This is a genomic window from Pseudomonas sp. ICMP 8385, from assembly GCF_002699915.1.
Taxonomy (GTDB): domain Bacteria; phylum Pseudomonadota; class Gammaproteobacteria; order Pseudomonadales; family Pseudomonadaceae; genus Aquipseudomonas; species Aquipseudomonas gessardii.
Genome location: NZ_LKBY01000103.1, coordinates 37,496 through 63,535 on the forward strand (window position 1 = coordinate 37,496; position 26,040 = coordinate 63,535).

The window sequence follows — 26,040 nt, forward strand, 5'->3', positions numbered from 1 at the left end:
CCGTTGAAATCCTATGCGTGATCCAGCCCCTTCTGACACACAAAAGAAGCGCGTCATCGTCGGTATGTCCGGCGGCGTGGATTCTTCCGTTTCCGCCGTTCTGCTCATGGAGCAGGGTTATGAGGTGGAAGGCCTGTTCATGAAGAACTGGGAGGAAGACGATGGAACGGAATACTGCACCGCCATGGACGACCTGGCCGACGCCCAGGCCGTGTGCGACAAGATTGGCATCAAGCTGCACACCGCCAACTTCGCCGCCGAGTACTGGGACAATGTGTTCGAGCACTTCCTGGCCGAATACAAGGCCGGCCGCACGCCGAACCCGGACATCCTGTGCAACCGCGAAATCAAGTTCAAGGCGTTCCTCGATTACGCCATGATCCTCGGCGCCGACCTGATAGCCACTGGCCACTATGTGCGCCGTCGCGATATCGAGGGCCACACCGAATTGCTCAAGGGCCTGGACCCGAACAAGGACCAGAGCTACTTCCTGCACGCCGTGGGCGGTGAACAGATCGCCAAGACCCTGTTCCCGGTGGGTGAGCTGGAAAAACCCGAAGTGCGCAAGATCGCCGAGAAACACGGCCTGGCCACCGCCAAGAAGAAGGACTCCACGGGGATCTGCTTTATTGGCGAGCGCCGCTTCAGTGACTTTCTCAAGCAGTACCTGCCGGCACAGCCGGGCGAGATCAAGACCACCGAAGGCGAAGTCATCGGCCGTCACCACGGCCTGATGTACCACACCATCGGCCAGCGCCAGGGCCTGGGCATCGGCGGCCTGAAAGACGCCGGTGACGAGCCGTGGTACGTGCTGGTCAAAGACCTGGCAAATAACGTGCTGATCGTCGGCCAGGGCAACGAGCATCCGCTGTTGTTCTCCGGTGCGCTGCTGGCCTCGGAGATCTATTGGGTCAACCCGATCGACCTGAGCAGCCCGCGCCGTCTGACCGCCAAGGTGCGCTACCGCCAGAGCGACCAGCCCTGCACCCTGGAAAAAACCGCCAATGGCTACCGCGCCACGTTCGATGACCCGCAACGCGCGGTCACGCCCGGCCAGTCCGTGGTGTTCTACGACGGTGAGATCTGCCTGGGGGGCGGCGTGATTGAAGTCGCCGAACCCTGGAGCACCCCGGCATGAGCCCGACCCAGGAGCAATTGACGGCACTGGGCGGTGTATTTCTCGCCGCCGTGCTGGTGGACAAGATCGCCAAGACCGGCCAGGTGACCGAGGCCGGCATGACCTGCATGCTCGGCAGCCTGCTGGTGGTCGACCCGAAGGACACCCTGGACGTGTACGGCGGCGATGACCTGAGCCTGCGCGAAGGTTATCGCGCCCTGATCGGCGCCCTGGAGCGCGACCCGAGCACCCTGCAGCGCGAGCCACTGCGCTATGCCTTGTCGATGCTCGGTCTTGAGCGGCAACTGGCCAAGCGCGACGATCTGCTGGAAACCATCGGCAAGCGCCTGCCGCAGATCCAGTCCCAGGTCGAGCACTTCGGCCCGGCCCACGAGAACGTGATCGCCGCCTGTGGCGCTTTGTACCAGGACACCTTGAGCACCTTGCGCCAGCGGATCCAGGTCCACGGCGACATGCGCAACCTGCAACAGCCCAACAACGCCTCGAAAATCCGCGCCCTGCTGCTGGCCGGTATTCGTTCGGCGCGGTTGTGGCGGCAGTTGGGTGGTCATCGTTGGCAGTTGGTCATCAGCCGTCGCAAATTGCTCAAAGAGCTTTACCCGTTGATGCGCAACGAATAAGTCGCAGCCACGGGCCATTTTCAAGCCGTTACGCGTAATACGCCGGTCAGTTGGCAACGGACCGGCGGATTTTTTCATGTATGATACGCGCCCCATTTCGTTGCCCGACTGTCCGAGAACACCCCATGCAGCTCTCTTCGCTCACTGCGGTTTCCCCTGTTGACGGCCGCTACGCCGGCAAAACCCAGGCCCTGCGCCCTATTTTCAGCGAATACGGCCTGATCCGTGCTCGTGTACTGGTTGAAGTGCGCTGGCTCCAGCGCCTGGCCGCTCACCCCGCCATCAGCGAAGTGCCGGCGTTCTCCGCCGAGGCTAACGCTGTACTGAACACCCTGGCGGAAAACTTCTCCCTGGAGCACGCCGAGCGTGTGAAAGAGATCGAGCGCACCACCAACCACGACGTCAAGGCCATCGAGTACCTGCTCAAAGAACAAGCGGCCAAGCTGCCGGAACTGGCCCAGGTCAGCGAGTTCATCCACTTTGCCTGCACCAGCGAGGACATCAACAACCTGTCCCACGCCCTGATGCTGCGCGAAGGCCGTGATGACGTGATGCTGCCCCTGATGCGCCAGACCGCCAACGCCATCCGCGAACTGGCCATCCGCTTCGCCGACGTGCCGATGCTGTCGCGCACCCACGGCCAGCCGGCCTCGCCGACCACCCTGGGCAAAGAACTGGCCAACGTGGTGTACCGCCTGGAGCGCCAGATCGCGCAAGTGGCCGCCGTGCCATTGCTGGGCAAGATCAACGGCGCCGTGGGCAACTACAACGCCCACCTGTCGGCCTACCCTGAGATCGACTGGGAAGCCAACGCCCGCGCCTTCATCGAAGACGAGCTGGGCCTGGGCTTCAACCCGTACACCACGCAGATCGAACCCCACGACTACATCGCCGAGCTGTTCGACGCCATTGCGCGCTTCAACACCATCCTGATCGACTTCGATCGCGATATCTGGGGCTACATCTCCCTGGGCTACTTCAAACAGCGCACCATCGCGGGCGAAATCGGCTCGTCGACCATGCCGCACAAAGTCAACCCGATCGACTTTGAAAACTCCGAAGGCAACCTGGGCATCGCCAACGCCTTGTTCCAGCACCTGGCCAGCAAGTTGCCGATCTCCCGCTGGCAGCGCGACCTGACCGACTCCACCGTACTGCGCAACCTCGGCGTGGGCTTTGCCCATAGCGTGATCGCGTACGAAGCCAGCCTCAAAGGCATCAGCAAACTGGAACTCAACGCGCAGAAAATCGCCGCTGACCTGGACGCTTGCTGGGAAGTCCTGGCCGAGCCGATCCAGACGGTGATGCGTCGCTACAACATCGAAAACCCGTACGAAAAGCTGAAAGAGTTGACACGCGGCAAGGGCATCAGCCCCGAGGCGCTGCAAACTTTCATCGACGGCCTGGACATGCCAGCCGCGGCCAAGGCCGAGCTGAAACTGCTGACCCCGGCCAACTACATCGGCAACGCTGTAGACCAAGCCAAACGCATCTGATTGCGGCTTGACCCCTTGAGACGCCCGGCAGCGCCGGGCGTTTTTATTCCCGTCTGAAAAGTGCTTTTTTTTCAATAGGTTACACATGAATCCTGATATTCCTCTTCAACTTCTGGGCGGCATCACGGCACGGGAATTCCTGCGCGACTACTGGCAGAAAAAACCGCTGCTGATCCGCCAGGCCATCCCTGATTTCGAAAGCCCGATCGATGCCGACGAACTGGCCGGCCTGGCGCTGGAAGAAGAAGTCGAGTCGCGCCTGGTGATCGAGCACGGCGAGCGCCCATGGGAACTGCGCCGCGGCCCGTTTGCCGAAGACGCCTTCAGCACCCTGCCCGAGCGCGAGTGGACCCTGCTGGTGCAGGCGGTCGACCAGTTCGTACCGGAAGTGGCCGAGCTGCTGGAGCAGTTCCGCTTCCTGCCAAGCTGGCGCATCGACGACGTGATGATCAGCTTTGCCGCCCCCGGTGGCAGCGTAGGTCCGCACTTCGATAACTACGACGTGTTCCTGCTGCAAGCCCAGGGCAAGCGCAACTGGAAGATCGGCCAGATGTGCAGCTCAGAGAGCCCGCTGCTGCAACACGCCGACCTGCGCATCCTCGCCGAATTCGAGGAGAGCGCCGAATGGGTCCTGGAGCCGGGCGACATGCTCTACCTGCCGCCGCGCCTGGCGCACTTCGGCATCGCTGAAGATGACTGCATGACCTACTCGGTTGGCTTCCGCGCACCAAGCGCTGCCGAAGTGCTGACCCACTTCACCGACTTCCTCAGCCAGTACCTGACGGATGAAGAGCGCTACACCGACGCCGACGCCCAGCCCGTCAGCGACCCGCACCAGATCCAGAGCGACGCCCTCGACCGCCTGAAAAGCCTGCTGGCCGAGCACATGAGCGACGAGCGCATGCTGCTGACCTGGTTCGGCCAGTTCATGACCGAGCCGCGCTACCCGGAACTGGTCGCCGGCCCCGAAGAATTGGCGCAGGATGAAGTCATCAGCAGCCTGGAAGACGGTGCAGTACTGATCCGCAACCCAAGCGCGCGCCTGGCCTGGTCGGAAGTGGACGACGACGTACTGCTGTTCGCCAGCGGCCAGAGCCGTTACCTGCCGGGCAAACTGCGCGAACTGCTGAAGATGATCTGCGCTGCCGATGCCCTGCACGTGGACAACCTGGGTCCGTGGCTGGCCGATGAAGATGGCCGCGACCTGCTGTGCGAACTGGTCAAGCAAGGAAGCCTGGGGTTTGCCGATGAATAAAATTCACGTAAGTGTCGCGGACTGGCAAAAGGATATCGCCGAGATTCGGCGCATTCGTGAAGCGGTGTTTATCGCTGAACAATCGGTCCCGCCTGAGCTGGAATGGGACGCAGACGACGCCGGGGCCATGCATTTCCTCGCGTTTGAAGGCGACTTTCCCATTGGCACCGCTCGCTTGCTGCCCAGCGGCGAGATCGGTCGCGTGTCGGTCCTCAAGGACTGGCGCGGGCAGAAAGTCGGCGACAAGCTGATGGAAGCGGTGATTGGCGAGGCCGAGAAACGCGGCCAGACCCGGCAGTTCCTCAGCGCGCAGGTGTATGCCGCGCCGTTTTATGAGCGACTGGGCTTCAAGATCGTCAGCGGAGAATTCCTGGAAGTCGGGATTCCCCATGTTGATATGGAGCGCGAGGGTTGATTTAAGACCGTGGCGCGGCCATCGCAGGCAAGCCAGCGCCCATATTTGACCACATATGTCTTGAGCAACGCGGTCGGTGTGGGAGCTGGCTTGCCTGCGATGACCATATCAGCAACACCCCAAAAGGCCCTGCCATCCCCCGATGCCAGGGCCTTTTGCCGTCTACGATTCAACTTGCGCCCCGCCAGGCCGATAAACTGGCACCATCAAGCCCAAATGACTTGCAGAGATCACGGACATGTCCCTACGCACCCTAGTCGCCAGCCTGCTCATGACCGTCAGCTTTTCGGCAATGGCGGCCACCGAAGTCGTCCCCCTGAACAACCGCACCAGCGCCGACCTGCTACCCGTGGCGCAGAATTTCATTGGCAAGGACGGCACGGTCAGCGCCTACGGCAATCAATTGATCGTCAATGCCGAGCCGGACAAAATCCAGGGCTTGCGCGCCCTGCTCGCACAGCTGGACACCCCCTCCAAACGCTTGCTGATCACCGTCGACACCAACGAGAACAACCAGCAAACCAATAGCCACATCATCACCTACAGCACCGAAAGCCGAGACGGCGGGATCCAGCAGATCCAGGCCAGCGAAGGCGTGCCTGCGCTGATCCAGGTCGGCCAGAGCGTGCCATTGACCACCACCCAGCCCGATGCCTATGGTCGCCCGCAAAACCAGACCCAGTACCGCAACGTCACCCAGGGCTTTTACGTCACGGCCAGCGTCACCGGCGAGACCGTACACCTGAGCATCAGTACCAATCGTGACCGTATGAGCCAGGAACGTCCCGATGTAGTGAATGTGCAAAGTACCGACACAACCGTCAGCGGGCGCCTGGGCGAGTGGATCACCCTGGCCGGTATCAATCGCCAGACCCAGGCCGACAAACAGGGCGCAACCCGCAGCTACTCGACCCAGGGCCGGGATGACCTGACACTGAGGGTCAAAGTCGAGACCTTGAACTCAAGCACCAAAAACTGACTGATTAGTCGTATTAGACCAAAGATGTAGTGCCACAAAAAAAGCACTACAAAACATTTGACGATCCAAAAAAGCATGGGCATGATGGCCTCGCTCCCGCTAATCAGGGGCCCTGGCAAGGGCCTTCGGATCGTCGCTCCAAGCTACCTACCCGAGCCGATTCGTGTCTGTACCGCCCACAAGGCGTGTTTGACGAGGTTGCGACTGGAACGAAGTTGTCCCGAGGGACGGAAGCTAACCAGGTAACCCGGCAACACACTGATGGATCGTACCAAGGCCCACGACGCCCGAAGACTGTTCTCGGTTCGCCTCTACCTGCTCACTTTCTCCCTTGAGCCCATCGTTCATCCCGTCGCCTTCCCCGCCAAGCCCAACTTGACCGCCTAAGCTTCTGGTCAGCGAGCAGCCAATCCCACGCACTGAATACGTGGCTGGCAAACGGAATTTTCCACCCAGACCTATGCGACGAGGTTTTTCCCCATGGCACTGACACGCGAACAGCAAATTGCAGCCCTTGAAAAAGACTGGGCTGAAAACCCACGCTGGAAAGGCGTGACTCGCGCTTACTCCGCTGCTGACGTCGTCCGCCTGCGCGGCTCGGTTCAACCTGAGCACACCTTTGCAAAACTGGGCGCCGAGAAGCTGTGGAAGCTGGTTACCCAGGGCGCCAAGCCGTCCTTCCGCCCCGAGAAAGATTTCGTCAACTGCATGGGCGCCCTGACCGGCGGCCAGGCTGTGCAACAGGTCAAGGCCGGTATCCAGGCAATCTACCTGTCCGGCTGGCAAGTGGCGGCGGACAACAACTCCGCCGAGTCCATGTACCCTGACCAATCGCTGTACCCGGTGGACTCCGTACCAACCGTGGTCAAGCGCATCAACAACTCGTTCCGCCGCGCCGACCAGATCCAGTGGAAAGCCGGCAAAGGTCCGGGTGACGAAGGCTACATCGACTACTTCGCGCCAATCGTGGCTGACGCCGAAGCCGGTTTCGGTGGCGTCCTGAACGCCTACGAGCTGATGAAGAGCATGATCGAGGCAGGCGCTGCCGGCGTGCACTTCGAAGACCAACTGGCGTCCGTGAAAAAATGCGGCCACATGGGCGGCAAGGTACTGGTTCCGACCCAGGAAGCCGTACAGAAGCTGACCGCTGCCCGCCTGGCCGCTGACGTAGCCGGCACGCCGACCATCATCCTGGCCCGTACCGATGCCAACGCCGCTGACCTGCTGACCTCGGACTGCGACCCGTACGACCAGCCGTTCGTGACTGGCGAGCGCACCCAGGAAGGCTTCTACAAGGTACGCGCTGGCCTGGACCAAGCCATTGCCCGCGGCCTGGCCTACGCACCGTACGCCGACCTGATCTGGTGCGAAACCGCCAAGCCAGACCTGGACGAAGCCCGTCGCTTCGCCGAGGCGATCAAGAAGGAATACCCGGACCAACTGCTGTCCTACAACTGCTCGCCTTCCTTCAACTGGAAGAAGAACCTGGACGACGCGACTATCGCCAAGTTCCAGCGCGAGCTGTCCGCCATGGGCTACAAGCACCAGTTCATCACCCTGGCCGGCATTCACAACATGTGGCACAGCATGTTCAACCTGGCGCACGACTACGCCCGCAACGACATGACGGCCTACGTGAAACTGCAGGAGCAGGAATTCGCTGACGCCGCCAAAGGCTACACCTTTGTGGCGCACCAGCAGGAAGTGGGCACTGGCTACTTCGACGACATGACCACCGTAATCCAGGGCGGCACCTCGTCCGTGACCGCGCTGACCGGCTCGACCGAAGAAGAACAGTTTCACTAAGCAACTGAGTACACGGCCATTGCGGGCCCGATAGAAAGCTAACCGCAGTGCCGCACGATCTGACGCCCCGACTGGTTCGGGGCGTTTTTTTATCCTGAAAAAATCTCTCCTGACCCAGCGAAGATCAAAATGTGGGAGTGGGCTTGCTCGCAATAGCGATATGTCAGTCAAGAAAGTGCTGGCTGACACACCGCTATCGCGAGCAAGCCCGCCCCCACTATGAAAATGCGCTCAGCCTGATGTTTTTGCGCAAAACCTTGATCCAGGGCGGTATTCGCTTAGGAAAAATCCGTTAAAAGTTGCGCGCTGGCAACTTGCGCCAAACGGGCAAGTAACAACAACTTTCCCCGCGACGCACCCAACACCCACTTAAAACTCTCGCAAACAATATTCATTATCATTTAGAGCAATAAAACTTCGTTACACCCTAAACAAAACACAATTGATTAAAATCAAGCTAATGCCCGCAGCGTCTGGGCTACAGCCCCATAAAGGTGCACTATGTCCTTATTTCAGCGAATAATTTAGCTACAGGAATTTTACTTGCTAGGTGTTTAGCCATAAAATCACCCTGATTGATTGCGCTGCGACATATCGTCACTGCGCCGTTACTTTTTCGAGCTCAGAGACCTTTGCTCTCTGTTAAGGATTTCCAGCATGACCGAAGCGACAGGACTCATGGCCCACAACTGGGGCTTTGCCATTTTCCTCCTCGGTGTTGTCGGCCTCTGCGCCTTCATGCTCGGTGTTTCCAGCCTCCTTGGGTCAAAAGCCTGGGGCCGCAGCAAAAACGAACCGTTCGAGTCCGGCATGCTACCTACAGGTGGCGCCCGCTTGCGGCTCTCAGCCAAATTCTATCTGGTCGCGATGCTGTTCGTGATCTTCGATATCGAAGCCCTCTTTCTCTTTGCCTGGTCTGTGTCCGTCCGCGAAAGCGGCTGGACCGGATTCGTCGAAGCTCTCGTTTTCATAGCAATTCTGTTGGCAGGTCTTGTCTACCTGTTCCGAGTAGGCGCCCTTGACTGGGCTCCAGAAGCTCGTCGCAAGCGGCAAGCGAAGCTGAAACAATGAGGCTTTGGCGATGCAATACAATCTCACCAGGATCGACCCGGATGCTCCTAACGATCAGTACCCCATCGGCGAACGGGAAACCGTCTCCGATCCGTTAGAAGACCAAGTCCACAAAAACATCTACATGGGCAAGCTGGAAGACGTGCTGAGTGGCGCGGTCAACTGGGGGCGCAAGAATTCCCTGTGGCCGTACAACTTCGGCCTTTCGTGCTGCTACGTGGAAATGACCACCGCCTTCACGGCGCCCCACGACATCGCGCGCTTTGGCGCCGAGGTTATCCGGGCATCGCCGCGCCAGGCGGATTTCATGGTTATCGCCGGCACCTGCTTTATCAAGATGGCGCCGATCATCCAGCGTCTCTACGAGCAAATGCTCGAGCCGAAGTGGGTTATCTCCATGGGTTCGTGCGCCAACTCCGGTGGCATGTACGACATCTACTCCGTGGTCCAGGGGGTGGACAAGTTCCTGCCCGTGGACGTCTACGTGCCTGGCTGCCCGCCCCGCCCAGAAGCATTCCTGCAAGGCTTGATGCTGCTGCAGGAGTCGATTGGCAAGGAGCGTCGCCCACTGTCCTGGGTCGTCGGTGATCAAGGCGTGTACCGCGCCGAGATGCCTTCGCAAAAGGAACAGCGCCGCGAACAGCGAATCGCAGTCACCAACCTGCGCAGCCCCGACGAAGTCTGATCCAGCCCGCTTCTTTTATAGAACGAAAACCTGGCTTCATTCTTTACGTTGACCGAAAGCGATAAAAAACCATGACTACAGGCAGTGCTCTGTACATCCCGCCTTATAAGGCAGACGACCAGGATGTGGTCGTCGAGCTCAATAACCGTTTTGGCCCTGACGCCTTCACCGCCCAGGCCACACGCACCGGTATGCCGGTGCTGTGGGTGGCGCGCGCCAAGCTCGTCGAAGTCCTGACCTTCCTGCGCAACCTGCCCAAGCCGTACGTCATGCTCTATGACCTGCATGGCGTGGACGAGCGTCTGCGCACCAAGCGCCAGGGGCTGCCGAGCGGCGCCGACTTCACCGTGTTCTATCACCTGATGTCGCTGGAACGTAACAGCGACGTGATGATCAAGGTCGCCCTCTCGGAAAGCGACCTGAGCATCCCGACCGTGACCGGTATCTGGCCGAACGCCAGCTGGTACGAGCGTGAAGTCTGGGACATGTTCGGGATCGACTTCCCGGGCCACCCGCACTTGACGCGCATCATGATGCCGCCAACCTGGGAAGGTCACCCGCTGCGCAAGGACTTCCCTGCCCGCGCTACCGAATTCGATCCGTTCAGCCTGACCCTGGCCAAGCAACAGCTTGAAGAAGAGGCTGCACGTTTCCGCCCGGAAGACTGGGGCATGAAGCGTTCCGGCACCAACGAGGACTACATGTTCCTCAACCTGGGCCCGAACCACCCTTCGGCCCACGGTGCCTTCCGTATCATCCTGCAACTGGACGGCGAAGAAATCGTCGACTGCGTACCGGACATCGGCTACCACCACCGTGGTGCCGAGAAGATGGCCGAGCGCCAGTCCTGGCACAGCTTCATCCCGTACACCGACCGTATCGACTACCTCGGCGGCGTGATGAACAACCTGCCGTACGTGCTCTCGGTCGAGAAGCTGGCCGGCATCAAGGTCCCGGACCGCGTCGACACCATCCGCATCATGATGGCCGAGTTCTTCCGCATCACCAGCCACCTGTTGTTCCTGGGTACCTATATCCAGGACGTCGGCGCCATGACCCCGGTGTTCTTCACCTTCACCGACCGTCAGCGTGCCTACAAGGTCATCGAAGCCATCACGGGCTTTCGCCTGCACCCGGCCTGGTACCGCATCGGCGGCGTGGCCCACGACCTGCCAAATGGCTGGGAGCGCCTGGTCAAGGAATTCATCGACTGGATGCCCAAGCGTCTGGACGAGTACCAAAAGGCTGCGCTGGATAACAGCATCCTCAAGGGTCGGACCATCGGCGTCGCGCAGTACAACACCAAGGAAGCCCTGGAATGGGGCGTCACCGGTGCCGGCCTGCGTTCCACTGGTTGCGATTTCGACCTGCGCAAGGCGCGCCCGTACTCCGGCTACGAGAACTTCGAGTTTGAAGTTCCGCTGGCGGCCAATGGCGATGCCTACGACCGTTGCATCGTGCGCGTCGAAGAAATGCGCCAGAGCCTGAAGATCATCGAGCAGTGCATGCGCAACATGCCGGCAGGCCCGTACAAGGCGGATCACCCGCTGACCACGCCGCCGCCTAAAGAGCGCACCCTGCAGCACATCGAAACCCTGATCACGCACTTCCTGCAAGTCTCGTGGGGCCCGGTGATGCCGGCCAACGAGTCCTTCCAGATGATCGAAGCGACCAAGGGTATCAACAGTTATTACCTGACGAGCGATGGCGGCACCATGAGCTACCGCACCCGGATTCGTACCCCAAGCTTCGCGCACTTGCAGCAGATCCCTTCGGTGATCAAAGGCGAGATGGTCGCGGACTTGATTGCGTACCTGGGTAGTATCGATTTCGTTATGGCCGACGTGGACCGCTAAGCATGAGCATGAACAGCACGCTTATCCAGACAGACCGTTTCACCTTGAGTGAAACCGAGCGCTCGGCCATCGAGCACGAGCTGCATCACTACGAAGACCCGCGCGCGGCGTCGATCGAAGCCTTGAAGATCGTCCAGAAGGAACGTGGCTGGGTGCCCGACGGCGCCCTCTACGCCATCGGCGAGATCCTCGGCATCCCGGCCAGCGATGTGGAAGGCGTGGCGACGTTCTACAGCCAGATCTTCCGCCAGCCGGTCGGCCGCCACATCATTCGCGTGTGCGACAGCATGGTCTGCTACATCGGTGGCCACGAGTCGGTGGTCGATGCGATCCAGAGCAAGCTGGGCATCGGCCTGGGCCAAACCACGGCAGACGGGCGCTTCACGCTGCTGCCGGTGTGCTGCCTGGGCAACTGCGACAAGGCGCCGGCGTTGATGATCGACGACGACACATTCGGCGACGTCCAGGCCTCTGGCGTCACCCAATTGCTCGAGGGCTACCCATGACCCTGACTTCCTTTGGTCCCGCCAACCTGATCAAGCGTTCGGCCGAGACTCACCCGCTGACCTGGCGCCTGCGCGACGACGGCGAGGCGGTATGGCTTGACGAGTACCAGGCCAAGAACGGTTACGCCGCCGCACGCAAAGCCTTTGCCGACATGGCCCAGGACGATATCGTCCAGACCGTGAAGGACGCCGGCCTTAAAGGCCGCGGTGGTGCAGGCTTCCCCACGGGGGTGAAGTGGGGCCTGATGCCCAAGGACGAATCCATCAACATCCGCTACCTGCTGTGCAACGCGGATGAAATGGAGCCCAACACCTGGAAAGACCGCATGCTGATGGAGCAACTGCCCCATCTGCTGATCGAAGGCATGCTGATCAGTGCCCGCGCACTGAAAACCTACCGGGGCTACATCTTCCTGCGGGGCGAATACACCACCGCCGCCAAGCACCTGAACCGTGCCGTGGCAGAAGCCAAGGCCGCCGGCCTGTTGGGCAAGAACATCCTCGGCTCGGGGTTCGACTTCGAGCTGTTCGTGCACACCGGTGCCGGGCGTTATATCTGCGGTGAAGAAACCGCCCTGATCAACTCCCTCGAAGGCCGCCGCGCCAACCCACGCTCCAAGCCGCCCTTCCCTGCCGCCGTTGGCGTGTGGGGCAAGCCTACGTGCGTGAACAACGTCGAGACCCTGTGCAACGTGCCGGCGATCATCGCCGACGGCGTGGACTGGTACAAATCCCTGGCCCGCGAAGGCAGCGAAGACATGGGCACCAAACTCATGGGCTTCTCCGGCAAGGTCAAGAACCCCGGCCTGTGGGAACTGCCCTTTGGCGTGACCGCCCGCGAGTTGTTCGAGGACTACGCTGGCGGCATGCGCGATGGCTACACCCTCAAGGCCTGGCAGCCAGGCGGCGCCGGCACCGGTTTCCTGCTGCCCGAGCACCTCGACGCACAGATGTATGCCGGCGGTATCGGCAAGGTGGGCACCCGGATGGGGACCGGCCTGGCGATGGCGGTGGACAACACCGTGAACATGGTCTCGCTGCTGCGCAACATGGAGCAGTTCTTCGCTCGCGAATCCTGTGGTTTCTGCACCCCGTGCCGCGATGGCCTGCCATGGAGCGTCAAGCTCCTGATGGCGATCGAGAACGGCGAAGGCCAGCCGGGGGATATCGAGACCCTGCTGGGCCTGGTCGGTTTCCTCGGCCCAGGCAAGACCTTCTGTGCTCACGCACCGGGCGCCGTGGAGCCATTGGGCAGCGCAATCAAGTACTTCCGCTCGGAGTTCGAGGCCGGCATCGCGCCCAAAAGCGCCGCCGTCCCGCCTCTGGCAAAGCCGATCGTAGTCGGCGCGTAACGTTTCAATAGGCGAAGGGTCCGTGCCCTTCGCCTTGTCATGTGCTGACGCCGTAAAGGCTGTGTTGAGGCACATGCATAACAAGATTCCATTAGCCACGCCCGCTGACAACGGGCCAACGAAGAACTTTGAACCATGGCCACTATCCACGTAGACGGCAAAGCGCTCGAAGTCGATGGGGCGGACAACCTGTTACAGGCGTGTCTGTCACTAGGCCTCGACATCCCTTATTTCTGCTGGCACCCCGCGCTTGGTAGCGTCGGTGCCTGTCGCCAGTGTGCGGTCAAGCAGTACACCGATGAAAACGACACCCGTGGTCGTATCGTCATGTCCTGCATGACGCCGGCCACCGACAACACCTGGATCTCCATCGACGATGATGAATCCAAGGCGTTCCGCGCCAGCGTTGTCGAATGGCTGATGACCAACCACCCCCACGACTGCCCGGTCTGTGAGGAAGGCGGTCACTGCCACCTGCAAGACATGACGGTGATGACCGGCCACAACGAGCGCCGTTATCGCTTCACCAAGCGCACCCACCAGAACCAGCAACTGGGCCCGTTCATTTCCCACGAGATGAACCGCTGCATCGCCTGCTATCGCTGCGTACGTTTCTATAAAGACTACGCCGGCGGCACCGACCTGGGCGTATTCGGCGCCCACGACAACGTGTACTTCGGTCGCGTTGAAGACGGCGTTCTGGAAAGCGAGTTCTCCGGCAACCTCACCGAGGTCTGCCCGACCGGCGTGTTCACCGACAAGACCCACTCCGAGCGCTACAACCGCAAGTGGGACATGCAGTTCTCGCCGAGCATCTGCCATGGCTGCTCCAGCGGGTGCAACATCTCCCCGGGCGAGCGCTACGGCGAACTGCGTCGCATCGAAAACCGCTTCAACGGTTCGGTCAACCAGTACTTCCTGTGCGACCGTGGCCGCTTCGGCTATGGCTACGTCAACCGCGAAGACCGTCCGCGCCAGCCATTGCTGGCCGATGGCGCCAAGCTGAGCCTGGACGCGGCACTGGATAAAGCCGCCGACCTGCTGCGCGGGCGCAACATCGTCGGTATCGGTTCGCCACGCGCCAGCCTCGAAAGCAACTACGCGTTGCGCGAGCTGGTCGGTGCCGAGCACTTCTACAGTGGTATCGAAGCCGCTGAGCTGGAGCGCATCCGCCTGGTCCTCCAGGTGCTGAACGACAGCCCGCTGCCAGTGCCAAACATGCGCGACATCGAAGACCACGACGCAATCTTCGTACTCGGTGAAGACCTGACCCAGACCGCCGCGCGTATCGCCCTGTCGCTGCGCCAGTCGGTCAAAGGCAAGGCCGAAGAAATGGCCGACGCCATGCGCGTGCAGCCTTGGCTCGACGCCGCGGTGAAAAACATCGGCCAGCACGCGCTGAACCCGCTGTTTATCGCCAGCCTCGCTGAAACCAAGCTCGATGATATCGCCGAAGAATGCGTGCACGCCGCGCCCGACGACCTGGCGCGCATCGGTTTCGCCGTGGCCCACGCCCTCGACGCCAGCGCCCCTGCCGTCGAAGGCCTGGACGCAGAAGCCGCAGCCCTGGCTCAACGCATCGCCGACGCCCTGCTGGCGGCCAAGCGTCCACTGATCATTGCCGGCACCTCGTTGGGTTCCAAGGCGCTGATCGAGGCCGCCGCCAACATCGCCAAGGCCCTGAAGCTGCGCGAGAAGAACGGCTCCATCAGCCTGGTCGTGCCGGAAGCCAACAGCCTTGGCCTGGCCATGCTCGGTGGCGAGTCCCTGGACAGCGCCCTGCAAGCGGTGATCGACGGCAATGCCGACGCCATCGTGGTGCTGGAAAACGACCTGTACACCCGCACCGATGCGGCCAAGGTTGACGCTGCACTGAACGCAGCCAAAGTGCTGATCGTCGCCGATCACCAGAAGACCGCCACCAGCGAGCGGGCCCACCTGGTACTGCCAGCCGCCACCTTCGCCGAAGGCGACGGCACCCTGGTCAGCCAGGAAGGCCGCGCCCAGCGCTTCTTCCAGGTGTTCGATCCGAAGTACATGGACGCCAGTATCCTGGTTCACGAAGGCTGGCGCTGGCTACATGCCCTGCGCGCAACCCTGCTGAACCAGCCGATCGACTGGACCCAGCTCGACCACGTCACCGCAGCCGTCGCCGCGAGCGCCCCGCAACTGGCGCGTATCGTCGATGCCGCACCGTCCGCCGCGTTCCGTATCAAGGGCATGAAACTGGCCCGTGAGCCGCTGCGTTATTCCGGGCGTACCGCCATGCGCGCTGATATCAGCGTGCACGAACCGCGTACCCCGCAAGACAACGACACCGCGTTCGCCTTCTCCATGGAAGGTTACTCGGGTTCGGTCGAGCCGCGTCAGCAGGTGCCGTTTGCCTGGTCGCCGGGCTGGAACTCGCCGCAGGCCTGGAACAAGTTCCAGGACGAAGTCGGTGGGCATATCCGCGCTGGCGACCCGGGCACCCGCCTGATCGAAAGCAGCGGTGATTCGCTGAACTGGTTCGCTGGTGTACCGCGTCCGTTCAACCCGGCCCAGGGCACCTGGCAGGTTGTGCCGTTCTTCCACCTGTTCGGCAGCGAAGAGACCTCTTCCAAAGCCGCACCGGTGCAAGAGCGCATTCCCGCCGCCTACGTATCCGTGGCCAAGTCCGAAGCCGATCGCCTGGGCGTCAACGACGGTGCCCTGCTCAGCCTGAACGTGGCCGGCCAGACCCTGCGTCTGCCGCTGCGCATCAACGACGAGCTGGGTGCTGGCCTGGTTGCACTGCCAAAAGGCCTCGCCGGGATTCCGCCTGCGATCTTTGGCCAAACCGTTGACGGTCTGCAGGAGGCAGCGCAATGACCTGGTTCACCCCTGAAGTGATCGACGTGATCATCTCGGTCGTCAAGGCCATCGTGATCCTGTTGGCCGTGGTCGTCGCGGGCGCCCTGCTCAGCTTCGTCGAACGTCGCCTGCTGGGCTGGTGGCAGGACCGTTACGGTCCGAACCGCGTTGGCCCGTTCGGCATGTTCCAGATCGCCGCCGACATGCTGAAAATGTTCTTCAAGGAAGACTGGACCCCACCGTTTGCCGACAAGGTGATCTTCACCCTGGCACCGGTCGTGGCCATGAGCGCCTTGCTGATCGCCTTCGCGATCATCCCGATCACCCCGACCTGGGGCGTGGCGGACCTGAACATCGGCTTGCTGTTCTTCTTCGCCATGGCCGGCCTGTCGGTCTACGCGGTGCTGTTCGCTGGTTGGGCCAGTAACAACAAGTTCGCCCTGCTGGGCAGCTTGCGGGCCTCGGCCCAGACTGTGTCCTACGAAGTGTTCATGGGCCTGGCGCTGATGGGCATCGTGGTGCAGGTGGGCTCATTCAACATGCGCGACATCGTCGAGTACCAGGCGCAGAACCTGTGGTTCATCATTCCGCAGTTCTTCGGCTTCTGTACCTTCTTCATTGCTGGCGTGGCCGTGACTCACCGTCACCCCTTCGACCAGCCGGAAGCGGAGCAGGAACTGGCCGACGGTTACCACATCGAATACGCCGGCATGAAATGGGGCATGTTCTTCGTGGGTGAGTACATCGGCATCATCTTGATCTCGGCCCTGCTGGTCACGCTGTTCTTCGGCGGCTGGCACGGTCCGTTCGGTATCCTGCCGCAGTTGGCGTTCTTCTGGTTCTTCCTCAAGACCGCGTTCTTCATCATGTTGTTTATCCTGCTGCGCGCTTCCATTCCGCGTCCACGATACGACCAGGTGATGGATTTCAGCTGGCGCTTCTGCCTGCCGCTGACCCTGATCAATTTGCTGGTGACTGCTGCCGTTGTGTTGTTGAACACGCCAGCGGGCGCGGTTCAGTGAGGATTTGACCCATGTTCAAATATATTGGCGACATCGTTAAGGGTACCGGTACCCAGTTGCGAAGCCTGGTGATGGTGTTCGGTCACGGCTTTCGCAAACGCGACACCCTGCAATACCCGGAAGAAGCGGTGTACCTGCCGCCGCGCTATCGCGGCCGCATCGTACTGACCCGCGACCCCGACGGCGAAGAGCGTTGCGTAGCCTGCAACCTGTGCGCCGTGGCGTGCCCGGTGGGTTGCATCTCCCTGCAGAAAGCTGAAACCGAAGACGGTCGCTGGTACCCGGACTTCTTCCGCATCAACTTTTCGCGCTGCATTTTCTGCGGCCTCTGCGAGGAAGCTTGCCCGACCACCGCGATCCAGCTGACACCGGATTTCGAGATGGCCGAGTTCAAACGTCAGGACCTGGTGTACGAGAAAGAAGATCTGCTGATCTCTGGTCCCGGTAAAAACCCTGATTACAACTTCTATCGTGTTGCAGGTATGGCCGTTGCCGGTAAGCCCAAGGGCGCCGCACAAAACGAAGCCGAGCCGATCAACGTGAAGAGCTTGCTGCCTTAAGGAAGAAAGATGGAATTCGCTTTCTATTTCGCATCGGGTATTGCAGTGGTGTCCACGCTTCGCGTGATCACCAACACCAACCCCGTGCACGCCCTGCTCTACCTGATCATTTCGCTGATCGCCGTGGCCATGACCTTTTTCAGCCTCGGCGCACCGTTCGCCGGTGTGCTGGAAGTGATCGCCTACGCTGGCGCCATCATGGTGCTGTTCGTGTTTGTGGTGATGATGCTCAACCTGGGGCCGGCTTCGGTCGCCCAGGAACGCGTCTGGCTCAAGCCCGGCATCTGGCTTGGCCCGGTGATCCTGGCAGCGCTGCTGCTGGCTGAACTGCTGTATGTGCTGTTCGCTCACCAGAGCGGCCAGGCCATCGGCCACACCACCGTAGACGCCAAGGCCGTGGGCATCAGCCTGTTTGGCCCGTACCTGCTGGTGGTCGAACTGGCTTCGATGCTGCTGCTCGCGGCAGCCATCACCGCCTTCCACTTGGGCCGCAACGAAGCCAAGGAGCAATGACGATGCCTGCTATCCCTTTGGAGCATGGTCTGGCGGTCGCCGGCATCCTGTTCTGCCTTGGCCTGGTCGGCCTGATGGTTCGCCGTAACATTCTGTTCGTGTTGATGAGCCTGGAAATCATGATGAACGCTGCTGCACTGGCCTTCATCGTGGCGGGTGCGCGTTGGGGCCAGCCGGATGGGCAAGTAATGTTCATCCTGGTGATCAGCCTGGCAGCTGCCGAGGCCAGTATTGGCCTGGCGATCCTGTTGCAACTGTATCGTCGCTTCCACACGCTTGATATCGACGCTGCCAGTGAGATGCGCGGATGAACATGATCTTTCTGACTTTCGTATTTCCCCTGATCGGTTTCCTGCTGCTGTCGTTCTCCCGTGGACGCTGGTCGGAAAACCTCTCGGCCCTGGTCGGCGTGGGTTCCATTGGCCTGTCGGCGATTGTCGCCGCCTACGTCATCTGGCAGTTCAACGTGGCGCCGCCCGAAGCCGGTCACTACACCCTGGTGCTGTGGCAATGGATGGCGGTCGAGGGCTTCAAGCCTGACTTCGCCCTCTACGTCGACGGCCTGTCGATCACCATGCTCGGCGTGGTGGTGGGCGTGGGTTTCCTGATCCACCTGTTCGCGTCTTGGTACATGCGCGGTGAGGCCGGTTATTCGCGCTTCTTCGCCTACACCAACCTGTTTATCGCCAGCATGCTGTTCTTGGTGCTGGGCGATAACCTGTTGTTCCTGTACTTCGGCTGGGAAGGCGTGGGCCTGTGCTCGTACCTGTTGATCGGTTTCTACTACAGCAACCGCAACAACGGGAACGCGGCCCTCAAGGCCTTTGTCGTGACCCGGATCGGCGACGTGTTCATGGCCATCGGCCTGTTCATCCTGTTCCAACAGGTGGGCACGCTGAACATCCAGGAACTGCTGGTGCTGGCACCGCAGAAGTTCCAGGTCGGCGACTTCTGGATCACCCTGGCGACCCTGATGCTGCTGGGCGGCGCTGTCGGTAAATCGGCACAACTGCCACTGCAAACCTGGCTGGCAGACGCCATGGCCGGTCCTACCCCGGTGTCGGCACTGATCCACGCCGCCACCATGGTGACCGCCGGTGTCTACCTGATCGCCCGTACCCACGGCCTGTTCACCCTGGCGCCGGAAATCCTGCACCTGGTGGGCCTGGTGGGCGGCGTGACCCTGGTGCTGGCCGGCTTTGCCGCGCTGGTGCAGACCGACATCAAGCGCATCCTCGCCTACTCGACCATGAGCCAGATCGGCTACATGTTCCTGGCCCTGGGCGTCGGTGCCTGGGACGGCGCAATCTTCCACCTGATGACCCACGCCTTCTTCAAGGCCCTGCTGTTCCTGGCGTCCGGTGCGGTGATCGTTGCCTGCCACCACGAGCAGAACATCTTCAAGATGGGCGGCCTGTGGAAGAAACTGCCGTTGGCCTACGCCAGCTTCATCGTCGGTGGTGCCGCGCTGGCAGCCCTGCCACTGGTGACCGCAGGTTTCTACTCCAAGGACGAAATCCTCTGGGAAGCCTTTGCCAGCGGTAACCAGGGCCTGCTGTACGCCGGCCTGGTGGGTGCGTTCATGACCTCGCTGTACACCTTCCGCCTGATCTTCATCACGTTCCACGGTGAAGCCAAGACCGAAGCCCACGCAGGCCACGGCATTTCCCACTGGCTGCCGCTGTCGGTGCTGATCATCCTGTCGACCTTCGTCGGCGCCATGATCACTCCGCCACTGGCCGGCGTACTGCCACAAAGCGTCGGGCATGCCGGCGGCGACGCCAAGCACAGCCTGGAAATCGCCTCGGGCGCCATCGCCATCGCCGGGATCCTGCTGGCGGCCCTGTTGTTCCTCGGCAAGCGTCGCTTGGTCACCGCCGTGGCCAACAGTGGCATTGGCCGCTTCCTTTCGGCCTGGTGGTTCGCTGCCTGGGGCTTCGACTGGATCTACGACAAACTGTTCGTCAAGCCTTACCTTGCGATCAGCCATGTACTGCGCAAAGACCCGCTCGACCAAACCATCGGTTTGATCCCGCGTGCCGCCAAGGCTGGCCACACCGCCCTGAGCCGCACCGAGACCGGCCAATTGCGTTGGTATGCAGCTTCCATGGCGGCCGGTGCCGTGCTGGTGATCGGCGCCATCGTAGTGGTAGCGGTCTGATATGAACTTTGCGAACTTGCGAAAGGAAACGAGCCCGTCATGATTCTGCCCTGGCTAATCCTGATCCCCTTTATCGGCGGCCTGCTCTGCTGGATGGGCGAGCGCTTCGGCGCTACCCTGCCCCGCTGGATTGCGTTGCTGACCATGTCCCTGGAACTCGCACTCGGCCTCTGGCTGTGGGCCCATGGCGACTATTCATTTGCTCCGGCACCGGGTGTCGATCCAACCTTCGCGCTTGAGTTCAAGCACGTCTGGATCGAACGCTTCGGCATCAATGTGCACCTGGCCCTCGACGGCCTGTCGCTGTTGATGATCCTGCTGACCGGCCTGCTGGGTATCCTCTCGGTACTCTGCTCCTGGAAAGAAATCGAGCGTCACGTGGGTTTCTTCCACCTGAACCTGATGTGGATCCTGGGCGGCGTAGTCGGCGTGTTCCTCGCCCTCGACCTGTTCATGTTCTTCTTCTTCTGGGAAATGATGCTGGTGCCGATGTACTTCCTCATCGCGCTCTGGGGTCACAGTTCTTCGGACGGCAAGAAAACCCGGATCTACGCGGCGACCAAGTTCTTCATCTTCACCCAGGCTTCCGGCCTGATCATGTTGGTGGCGATCCTGGGTCTGGTCCTGGTCAACTTCAACAACACCGGCGTGATTACCTTCAACTACGCCGACCTGTTGAAAACCAAGATGTCGATGACCACCGAGTACATCCTCATGCTCGGTTTCTTCATCGCCTTCGCGGTGAAACTGCCGGTGGTGCCGTTCCACTCCTGGTTGCCTGACGCTCACGCCCAGGCGCCCACCGCAGGTTCCGTGGACCTGGCCGGTATCCTGTTGAAGACGGCGGCCTACGGCCTGCTGCGTTTTGCCCTGCCGCTGTTCCCGAATGCTTCGGCCGAGTTTGCGCCGATCGCCATGACCCTGGGCCTGATCGGGATCTTCTACGGTGCATTCCTGGCCTTCGCGCAAACCGACATTAAGCGTCTGATTGCCTTCTCGTCCGTTTCCCACATGGGTTTCGTACTGATCGGCATCTACTCCGGCAGCCAACTGGCGTTGCAAGGCGCAGTGATCCAGATGCTGGCCCACGGTGTTTCAGCCGCCGCGCTGTTTATCCTCAGTGGCCAACTGTACGAGCGCCTGCACACCCGTGACATGCGTGAAATGGGCGGCATCTGGTCGCGTATCGCCTACCTGCCGGCAATCAGCCTGTTCTTTGCCGCTGCGTCCCTGGGCTTGCCGGGTACCGGCAACTTCGTCGGTGAGTTCCTGATCCTGATGGGCAGCTTCGTCAGTGCGCCATGGATCACCGCGATTGCCACCTCCGGCCTGGTGTTCGGTTCGGTCTACTCGCTGATCATGATCCACCGCGCCTACTTCGGCCCGACCAAGTCGGACGCCGTCCTCAAAGGGATGGATGCTCGCGAACTGATCATGGTGCTCGGCCTTGCGGCATTGCTGGTGTATATCGGCGTGTATCCGCAACCGTTCCTCGACACCTCTGCCGCCACGATGCATGGCGTGCAGCAGTGGTTGAGCACCGCCTTCACTCAACTCGCTTCGGCCCGGTAAGAGCGCTATGGAATTCACGATCCAACACTTTATCGCGCTTGCGCCGCTGCTGATTACCAGCCTCACCATTGTGGTGGTGATGCTGGCAATCGCCTGGCGCCGCAATCACTCGCAGACGTTCCTGCTGTCTACCGCAGGCCTGAACCTGGCCTTGCTGTCGATTATCCCGGCACTCAAGGTAGCCCCGCTGGCGGTGACCCCGCTGGTCATGATCGATGACTTCGCGCTGCTGTACACCGCGTTGATCCTCGTGGCGACACTGGCCTGCGTCACCCTCGCCCATGCCTACCTCGGCGAAGGCGGCACCGGCTACCCGGGCAACCGCGAAGAGCTGTACCTGCTGATCCTACTGGCGGCGGCCGGCGGTATCGTGCTGGTCAGCGCGCAGCACCTGGCCGGCTTGTTCATCGGCCTGGAACTGCTGTCGATCCCGACCTACGGCCTGGTGGCCTACGCCTTCTTCAACAAGCGCTCCCTGGAAGCCGGCATCAAGTACATGGTGCTGTCGGCTGCAGGTTCCGCGTTCCTGTTGTTCGGTATGGCCCTGCTCTACGCCGAAGCCGGCAGCCTGAGCTTCAGCGGTATCGGCCACGCCCTGGCCACCACCAGCATGCCTGCGCCAATCGCCCAACTGGGCCTGGCCATGATGCTGATCGGCCTGGCGTTCAAGCTGTCGCTGGTACCGTTCCACCTGTGGACCCCAGACGTGTACGAAGGCGCCCCGGCGCCGGTAGCCGCGTTCCTGGCTACTGCGTCGAAGGTTGCAGTGTTTGCGGTGATGGTGCGTCTGTTCCAGATCTCCCCGGCCGCCAACACCGGTGTGCTGAGCGACGTGCTGACCGTGATCGCCATTGCGTCGATCCTGTTCGGCAACCTGCTGGCCCTGACCCAGAACAACCTCAAGCGTCTGCTGGGTTACTCGTCCATCGCGCACTTCGGCTACCTGCTGATCGCCCTGGTGGCGAGCAAGGGCCTGGCGGTGGAAGCGATTGGCGTGTACCTGGTCACCTACGTGATCACCAGCCTCGGCGCGTTCGGCGTGATCACCCTGATGTCCTCGCCTTATAAAGGCCGTGACGCCGACGCCCTGTACGAATACCGCGGCCTGTTCTGGCGCCGTCCGTACCTGACCGCCGTACTGACCGTGATGATGCTGTCCCTGGCTGGTATCCCGCTGACCGCAGGCTTTATCGGCAAGTTCTACATCGTCGCGACCGGTGTCGAAGCCCACGAATGGTGGCTGGTGGCATCCCTGGTACTGGGCAGCGCCATCGGCGTGTTCTACTACCTGCGCGTGATGGTCACCCTGTACCTGATCGAGCCAAACCTGCGCCGTGTGGACGCCGAGCTGCACTGGGAACAGAAAGCCGGTGGCGTGATGCTGCTGGCCATTGCCCTGCTGGCGTTCTTCCTGGGTGTCTACCCACAACCGTTGCTCACCCTGGTGCAGCATGCGGTGATGGCGGGTTGATTACCTAGCAGCCAGCAGTAAACAGAACGGCACCTGAGGGTGCCGTTTTGCGTTTCTGGCAAAGGTTAAAGTTCCCTGCCCGGCTCAAGGAATGTTCCTTACGAAAATGCCTCTGTGTCTGGCATCTATCTGCCTGAGCCACTCGTATGGTGTATGCGCTTTAGGAAGAATCCCACGTCATGGTCACTTGACCCTTGGCAGAGGGGCCACCAAACTATACGCAGGCTACGTACAGAACATGGATGCTCTATTTATTGAACTGCCGCCCTTTGAGCGGTACCGCAAGGACTACCTGACTGACGAACTGTTTCACGGCTTTCAGCAAGAACTCATGAAGAACCCCGAAGCGGGGGCCGTGATGGAAGGGACCGGTGGGTTACGCAAGCTGCGCTTCGTCGATGAACGACGAAACAAAGGCAAGCGGGGTGGATTACGAGTCATCTATTACTGGTGGTCGGGCGGCACTCAATTTTGGCTGTTCACGCTGTACGGCAAGCACGAGCAGAGCGACTTGAGCCCACAACACAAACACGCCCTCAAGCACATGCTGGACAGGGAAATCAAAGCGAGAGGATTCACATGAAACGTGACATTTTTTCCGAACTGGTCGAAGGCTTCGATGCATTGGCCAACGAGCGCCAAGGCAAGGTCACACTCCGGACTCATACCGTGCAGCAAAACAAACTGGCCCTTCTCACCGCTGAAGACGTCATTGCAGTACGACAACAGCTCAATCTTTCCCGTGCTGTATTTGCCATGTATCTACGCACCAATACACGCACCCTGGAAAACTGGGAGCAAGGCCGAGCACGACCCAATGCCCAGGCCGCCACACTGATTCGGCTGGTATCAAAATTTCCGGATACAGTGGAACGATTGGCACTGCTAAGCTGATCGCATGCCTTAAAGGCTGCTGAAGCGGTCTTTTACACCGCAACAAAAACGGCACCTCACGGTGCCGTTGTGCTATCCGCCCTCCCTCACTTGCGCGCAGCCTCCCACGACTTGAGCAAGTCCGCATAGTTCACGGTTTCACCCTTGGGCTTCTCGTTCGCCAATTTCGGCTTGGGCGCACCCGGCTGGTCGAACCAGTACTGGGCATCGCGCTCGGGGTTCATCTTCGGCCCGCAGATCGGTTGCACCTTGGAGCGCTCCAGGCGCGTCATGATCGCGTCCTGGTCCTTGGCCAGGCCATCCAGCGCCTGTTGTGGGGTTTTCTCGCCACTGGCGGCTTCCGAGATATGGCTCCACCACAATTGGGCCAGGCGTGGATAGTCCGGCACGTTGGTGCCGGTCGGCGTCCATTGCACCCGCGCCGGGCTGCGATAGAACTCCACCAGGCCGCCAAGTTTCGGTGCCAGGTCAGTCATGGCCTGGGAATTGATGTCCGATTCGCGGATCGGCGTCAGGCCAACAATGGTTTTTTTCAAGGACACGGTTTTCGAGGTGACGAACTGCGCATAGAGCCAGGCCGCCAGTTTCTGTTTCTCTGGCGTGGATTTGAGGAAGGTCCAGGAGCCCACGTCCTGATACCCCAGCTTCATGCCCTCCTCCCAATACGGACCGCGTGGTGACGGGGCCATGCGCCATTTCGGCGTGCCATCGGCGTTCATCACCGGCAAGCCCGGCTTGGTCATATCGGCGGTAAAGGCGGTGTACCAGAAAATCTGCTGCGCGATATTACCCTGGGACGGCACCGGCCCGGACTCGGAGAAGGTCATGCCCGCCGCTTCCGGTGGCGCATAGGCGCGCATCCAGTCGACATACTTCTGCGTGGCAAACACTGCGGCCGGGCCGTTGGTGTCGCCGCCACGGGTCACGCTGGAACCCACCGGGTGGCAGTCCTCGACCCGGATCCCCCACTCGTCCACTGGTAAGCCGTTGGGCAGGCCCTTATCGCCGCCACCGGCCATGGAGAACCAGGCATCGGTAAAGCGCCAGCCCAGGGACGGATCCTTCTTGCCATAGTCCATATGGCCATACACGCGCTTGCCGTCGATTTCCTTGACGTCTTCGCTGAAGAACTTGGCGATATCCTCATAGGCCGACCAGTTCACCGGCACGCCCAGCTCATAGCCGTACTTTTCCTTGAACTTGGCCTTCAGATCGGCCCGCTCGAACCAGTCGGCACGGAACCAGTACAGGTTGGCGAATTGCTGGTCGGGCAACTGATAGATCTTGCCGTCCGGCGCAGTGGTAAAGGAGATGCCAATAAAGTCCTTGAGGTCCAGGGTCGGCGAGGTGAAGTCCTTGCCTTCATTGGCCATCAGGTCGGTAATCGATTCGGTCTTGCCATAGCGAAAGTGCGTACCGATCAGGTCGGAATCGTTGACCCAGCCGTCATAGATATTTTTGTCCGACTGCATCTGGGTCTGCAGCTTCTCCACCACGTCGCCTTCCTGCAGCAGGTCGTGGGTCAGCTTGATCCCGGTGATTTCACTGAAGGCCTTGGCCAGCACCTTGGATTCGTACTCGTGGGTGGTGAGGGTTTCTGACACCACATTGATCTTCATCCCACGAAACGGCTCGGCGGCCTTGATAAACCACTTCAGTTCTTCAAGCTGCTGGGCCTGCGTCAGGGTGGACGGTTTGAACTCGCTGCCGATCCACTTCTTCGCGGCATCTTCATAGGCATCGGCCCAGGCCACAGCACTCAAACCGCTGAGGGCCAAGACGGCCGCCAATGAAATGCTATGTCGCAGCTTATTGTTTTTATCGAACATAGAGACC

General features: G+C 60.8%; 23 protein-coding genes. 22 read left to right on the forward strand and 1 reads right to left on the reverse strand.

Annotation, left to right across the window (positions count from 1 at the left end; translation table 11 throughout):
• The first annotated feature begins 13 nt into the window (after positions 1–13).
• From mnmA to AO268_RS17475, 22 genes are all read left to right on the forward strand, one after another.
• The gene (mnmA, locus tag AO268_RS17370; protein WP_099169379.1) at positions 14–1,138 is read left to right on the forward strand and encodes a tRNA 2-thiouridine(34) synthase MnmA; all 1,125 of its coding nucleotides are present in this window, start codon (positions 14–16) and stop codon (positions 1,136–1,138) included.
• On the forward strand, positions 1,135–1,758 hold the full coding sequence (gene hflD, locus AO268_RS17375) for a high frequency lysogenization protein HflD (RefSeq protein WP_076963814.1): 624 nt from the start codon (positions 1,135–1,137) through the stop codon (positions 1,756–1,758). Before mnmA ends, hflD begins: the two co-directional genes overlap by 4 nt.
• A gap of 125 nt (positions 1,759–1,883) precedes the next feature.
• Positions 1,884–3,254, forward strand: a complete 1,371-nt coding sequence (gene purB, locus AO268_RS17380; protein WP_029293372.1) for an adenylosuccinate lyase — start codon at positions 1,884–1,886, stop codon at positions 3,252–3,254.
• A gap of 85 nt (positions 3,255–3,339) precedes the next feature.
• Positions 3,340–4,509 (forward strand): ribosomal protein uL16 3-hydroxylase, encoded by a 1,170-nt coding sequence (locus AO268_RS17385; RefSeq protein ID WP_076963812.1) that lies wholly within the window; start codon positions 3,340–3,342, stop codon positions 4,507–4,509.
• Positions 4,502–4,924, forward strand: coding sequence for a GNAT family N-acetyltransferase (locus AO268_RS17390; protein ID WP_099169380.1), 423 nt, complete (start codon positions 4,502–4,504; stop codon positions 4,922–4,924). The genes AO268_RS17385 and AO268_RS17390 overlap by 8 nt, the downstream gene beginning before the upstream one ends.
• Positions 4,925–5,162: 238 nt before the next feature.
• Complete coding sequence (locus AO268_RS17395) at positions 5,163–5,903, forward strand: secretin N-terminal domain-containing protein (protein WP_076963810.1); 741 nt, start codon at positions 5,163–5,165, stop codon at positions 5,901–5,903.
• 480 nt (positions 5,904–6,383) lie between these two features.
• Positions 6,384–7,709 (forward strand): isocitrate lyase, encoded by a 1,326-nt coding sequence (gene aceA, locus AO268_RS17400; RefSeq protein ID WP_003219577.1) that lies wholly within the window; start codon positions 6,384–6,386, stop codon positions 7,707–7,709.
• Positions 7,710–8,366: 657 nt separating this feature from the next.
• Positions 8,367–8,780, forward strand: coding sequence for an NADH-quinone oxidoreductase subunit A (locus AO268_RS17405; RefSeq protein WP_003219575.1), 414 nt, complete (start codon positions 8,367–8,369; stop codon positions 8,778–8,780).
• A 10-nt stretch (positions 8,781–8,790) separates the two neighbouring features.
• Positions 8,791–9,465, forward strand: coding sequence for a NuoB/complex I 20 kDa subunit family protein (locus tag AO268_RS17410; RefSeq protein ID WP_012724951.1), 675 nt, complete (start codon positions 8,791–8,793; stop codon positions 9,463–9,465).
• A 71-nt stretch (positions 9,466–9,536) separates the two neighbouring features.
• Positions 9,537–11,321, forward strand: a complete 1,785-nt coding sequence (gene nuoC / locus AO268_RS17415; protein WP_099169381.1) for an NADH-quinone oxidoreductase subunit C/D — start codon at positions 9,537–9,539, stop codon at positions 11,319–11,321.
• An 8-nt stretch (positions 11,322–11,329) separates the two neighbouring features.
• Positions 11,330–11,827, forward strand: coding sequence for an NADH-quinone oxidoreductase subunit NuoE (gene nuoE / locus AO268_RS17420; protein ID WP_029293358.1), 498 nt, complete (start codon positions 11,330–11,332; stop codon positions 11,825–11,827).
• Positions 11,824–13,179 (forward strand): NADH-quinone oxidoreductase subunit NuoF, encoded by a 1,356-nt coding sequence (nuoF, locus tag AO268_RS17425; protein WP_076963809.1) that lies wholly within the window; start codon positions 11,824–11,826, stop codon positions 13,177–13,179. The genes nuoE and nuoF overlap by 4 nt, the downstream gene beginning before the upstream one ends.
• A 135-nt stretch (positions 13,180–13,314) precedes the next feature.
• Positions 13,315–16,029 (forward strand): NADH-quinone oxidoreductase subunit NuoG, encoded by a 2,715-nt coding sequence (nuoG, locus tag AO268_RS17430; RefSeq protein WP_099169382.1) that lies wholly within the window; start codon positions 13,315–13,317, stop codon positions 16,027–16,029.
• A complete protein-coding gene (gene nuoH, locus AO268_RS17435; protein WP_017737147.1) occupies positions 16,026–17,033 on the forward strand; it encodes an NADH-quinone oxidoreductase subunit NuoH in 1,008 nt (335 codons plus the stop codon). Before nuoG ends, nuoH begins: the two co-directional genes overlap by 4 nt.
• 11 nt (positions 17,034–17,044) lie before the next feature.
• Positions 17,045–17,593, forward strand: a complete 549-nt coding sequence (gene nuoI / locus AO268_RS17440) for an NADH-quinone oxidoreductase subunit NuoI (protein ID WP_003174725.1) — start codon at positions 17,045–17,047, stop codon at positions 17,591–17,593.
• A gap of 9 nt (positions 17,594–17,602) precedes the next feature.
• On the forward strand, positions 17,603–18,106 hold the full coding sequence (gene nuoJ, locus AO268_RS17445; protein ID WP_017476146.1) for an NADH-quinone oxidoreductase subunit J: 504 nt from the start codon (positions 17,603–17,605) through the stop codon (positions 18,104–18,106).
• Positions 18,107–18,108: 2 nt separating this feature from the next.
• Positions 18,109–18,417, forward strand: a complete 309-nt coding sequence (nuoK, locus tag AO268_RS17450; RefSeq protein ID WP_003174727.1) for an NADH-quinone oxidoreductase subunit NuoK — start codon at positions 18,109–18,111, stop codon at positions 18,415–18,417.
• On the forward strand, positions 18,414–20,267 hold the full coding sequence (nuoL, locus tag AO268_RS17455) for an NADH-quinone oxidoreductase subunit L (RefSeq protein WP_076963807.1): 1,854 nt from the start codon (positions 18,414–18,416) through the stop codon (positions 20,265–20,267). Before nuoK ends, nuoL begins: the two co-directional genes overlap by 4 nt.
• 39 nt (positions 20,268–20,306) lie before the next feature.
• Positions 20,307–21,839 (forward strand): NADH-quinone oxidoreductase subunit M, encoded by a 1,533-nt coding sequence (gene nuoM, locus AO268_RS17460; RefSeq protein WP_057445263.1) that lies wholly within the window; start codon positions 20,307–20,309, stop codon positions 21,837–21,839.
• A gap of 7 nt (positions 21,840–21,846) precedes the next feature.
• The gene (gene nuoN / locus AO268_RS17465; RefSeq protein WP_029293335.1) at positions 21,847–23,310 is read left to right on the forward strand and encodes an NADH-quinone oxidoreductase subunit NuoN; all 1,464 of its coding nucleotides are present in this window, start codon (positions 21,847–21,849) and stop codon (positions 23,308–23,310) included.
• 238 nt (positions 23,311–23,548) lie between these two features.
• Entirely contained in the window at positions 23,549–23,893 is a 345-nt protein-coding gene (locus AO268_RS17470; protein ID WP_076963860.1) for a toxin, read from the forward strand.
• On the forward strand, positions 23,890–24,204 hold the full coding sequence (locus AO268_RS17475) for a helix-turn-helix domain-containing protein (RefSeq protein WP_076963806.1): 315 nt from the start codon (positions 23,890–23,892) through the stop codon (positions 24,202–24,204). Before AO268_RS17470 ends, AO268_RS17475 begins: the two co-directional genes overlap by 4 nt.
• A gap of 86 nt (positions 24,205–24,290) precedes the next feature.
• Here AO268_RS17475 and AO268_RS17480 read toward each other — a convergent pair whose 3' ends face one another.
• Entirely contained in the window at positions 24,291–26,033 is a 1,743-nt protein-coding gene (locus AO268_RS17480) for an ABC transporter substrate-binding protein (RefSeq protein WP_099169383.1), read from the reverse strand.
• Between the last annotated feature and the right edge of the window lie 7 nt (positions 26,034–26,040).

What these genes read in the sequence shown, in the direction of transcription:
- mnmA (WP_099169379.1), top strand. Translation starts at nt 14, where the DNA reads ATGCGTGATCCAGCCCCTTCTGACACACAAAAGAAGCGCGTCATCGTC.
- hflD (WP_076963814.1), top strand. Translation starts at nt 1,135, where the DNA reads ATGAGCCCGACCCAGGAGCAATTGACGGCACTGGGCGGTGTATTTCTC.
- purB (WP_029293372.1), top strand. Translation starts at nt 1,884, where the DNA reads ATGCAGCTCTCTTCGCTCACTGCGGTTTCCCCTGTTGACGGCCGCTAC.
- AO268_RS17385 (WP_076963812.1), top strand. Translation starts at nt 3,340, where the DNA reads ATGAATCCTGATATTCCTCTTCAACTTCTGGGCGGCATCACGGCACGG.
- AO268_RS17390 (WP_099169380.1), top strand. Translation starts at nt 4,502, where the DNA reads ATGAATAAAATTCACGTAAGTGTCGCGGACTGGCAAAAGGATATCGCC.
- AO268_RS17395 (WP_076963810.1), top strand. Translation starts at nt 5,163, where the DNA reads ATGTCCCTACGCACCCTAGTCGCCAGCCTGCTCATGACCGTCAGCTTT.
- aceA (WP_003219577.1), top strand. Translation starts at nt 6,384, where the DNA reads ATGGCACTGACACGCGAACAGCAAATTGCAGCCCTTGAAAAAGACTGG.
- AO268_RS17405 (WP_003219575.1), top strand. Translation starts at nt 8,367, where the DNA reads ATGACCGAAGCGACAGGACTCATGGCCCACAACTGGGGCTTTGCCATT.
- AO268_RS17410 (WP_012724951.1), top strand. Translation starts at nt 8,791, where the DNA reads ATGCAATACAATCTCACCAGGATCGACCCGGATGCTCCTAACGATCAG.
- nuoC (WP_099169381.1), top strand. Translation starts at nt 9,537, where the DNA reads ATGACTACAGGCAGTGCTCTGTACATCCCGCCTTATAAGGCAGACGAC.
- nuoE (WP_029293358.1), top strand. Translation starts at nt 11,330, where the DNA reads ATGAACAGCACGCTTATCCAGACAGACCGTTTCACCTTGAGTGAAACC.
- nuoF (WP_076963809.1), top strand. Translation starts at nt 11,824, where the DNA reads ATGACCCTGACTTCCTTTGGTCCCGCCAACCTGATCAAGCGTTCGGCC.
- nuoG (WP_099169382.1), top strand. Translation starts at nt 13,315, where the DNA reads ATGGCCACTATCCACGTAGACGGCAAAGCGCTCGAAGTCGATGGGGCG.
- nuoH (WP_017737147.1), top strand. Translation starts at nt 16,026, where the DNA reads ATGACCTGGTTCACCCCTGAAGTGATCGACGTGATCATCTCGGTCGTC.
- nuoI (WP_003174725.1), top strand. Translation starts at nt 17,045, where the DNA reads ATGTTCAAATATATTGGCGACATCGTTAAGGGTACCGGTACCCAGTTG.
- nuoJ (WP_017476146.1), top strand. Translation starts at nt 17,603, where the DNA reads ATGGAATTCGCTTTCTATTTCGCATCGGGTATTGCAGTGGTGTCCACG.
- nuoK (WP_003174727.1), top strand. Translation starts at nt 18,109, where the DNA reads ATGCCTGCTATCCCTTTGGAGCATGGTCTGGCGGTCGCCGGCATCCTG.
- nuoL (WP_076963807.1), top strand. Translation starts at nt 18,414, where the DNA reads ATGAACATGATCTTTCTGACTTTCGTATTTCCCCTGATCGGTTTCCTG.
- nuoM (WP_057445263.1), top strand. Translation starts at nt 20,307, where the DNA reads ATGATTCTGCCCTGGCTAATCCTGATCCCCTTTATCGGCGGCCTGCTC.
- nuoN (WP_029293335.1), top strand. Translation starts at nt 21,847, where the DNA reads ATGGAATTCACGATCCAACACTTTATCGCGCTTGCGCCGCTGCTGATT.
- AO268_RS17470 (WP_076963860.1), top strand. Translation starts at nt 23,549, where the DNA reads ATGGATGCTCTATTTATTGAACTGCCGCCCTTTGAGCGGTACCGCAAG.
- AO268_RS17475 (WP_076963806.1), top strand. Translation starts at nt 23,890, where the DNA reads ATGAAACGTGACATTTTTTCCGAACTGGTCGAAGGCTTCGATGCATTG.
- AO268_RS17480 (WP_099169383.1), bottom strand. Translation starts at nt 26,033, where the DNA reads ATGTTCGATAAAAACAATAAGCTGCGACATAGCATTTCATTGGCGGCC.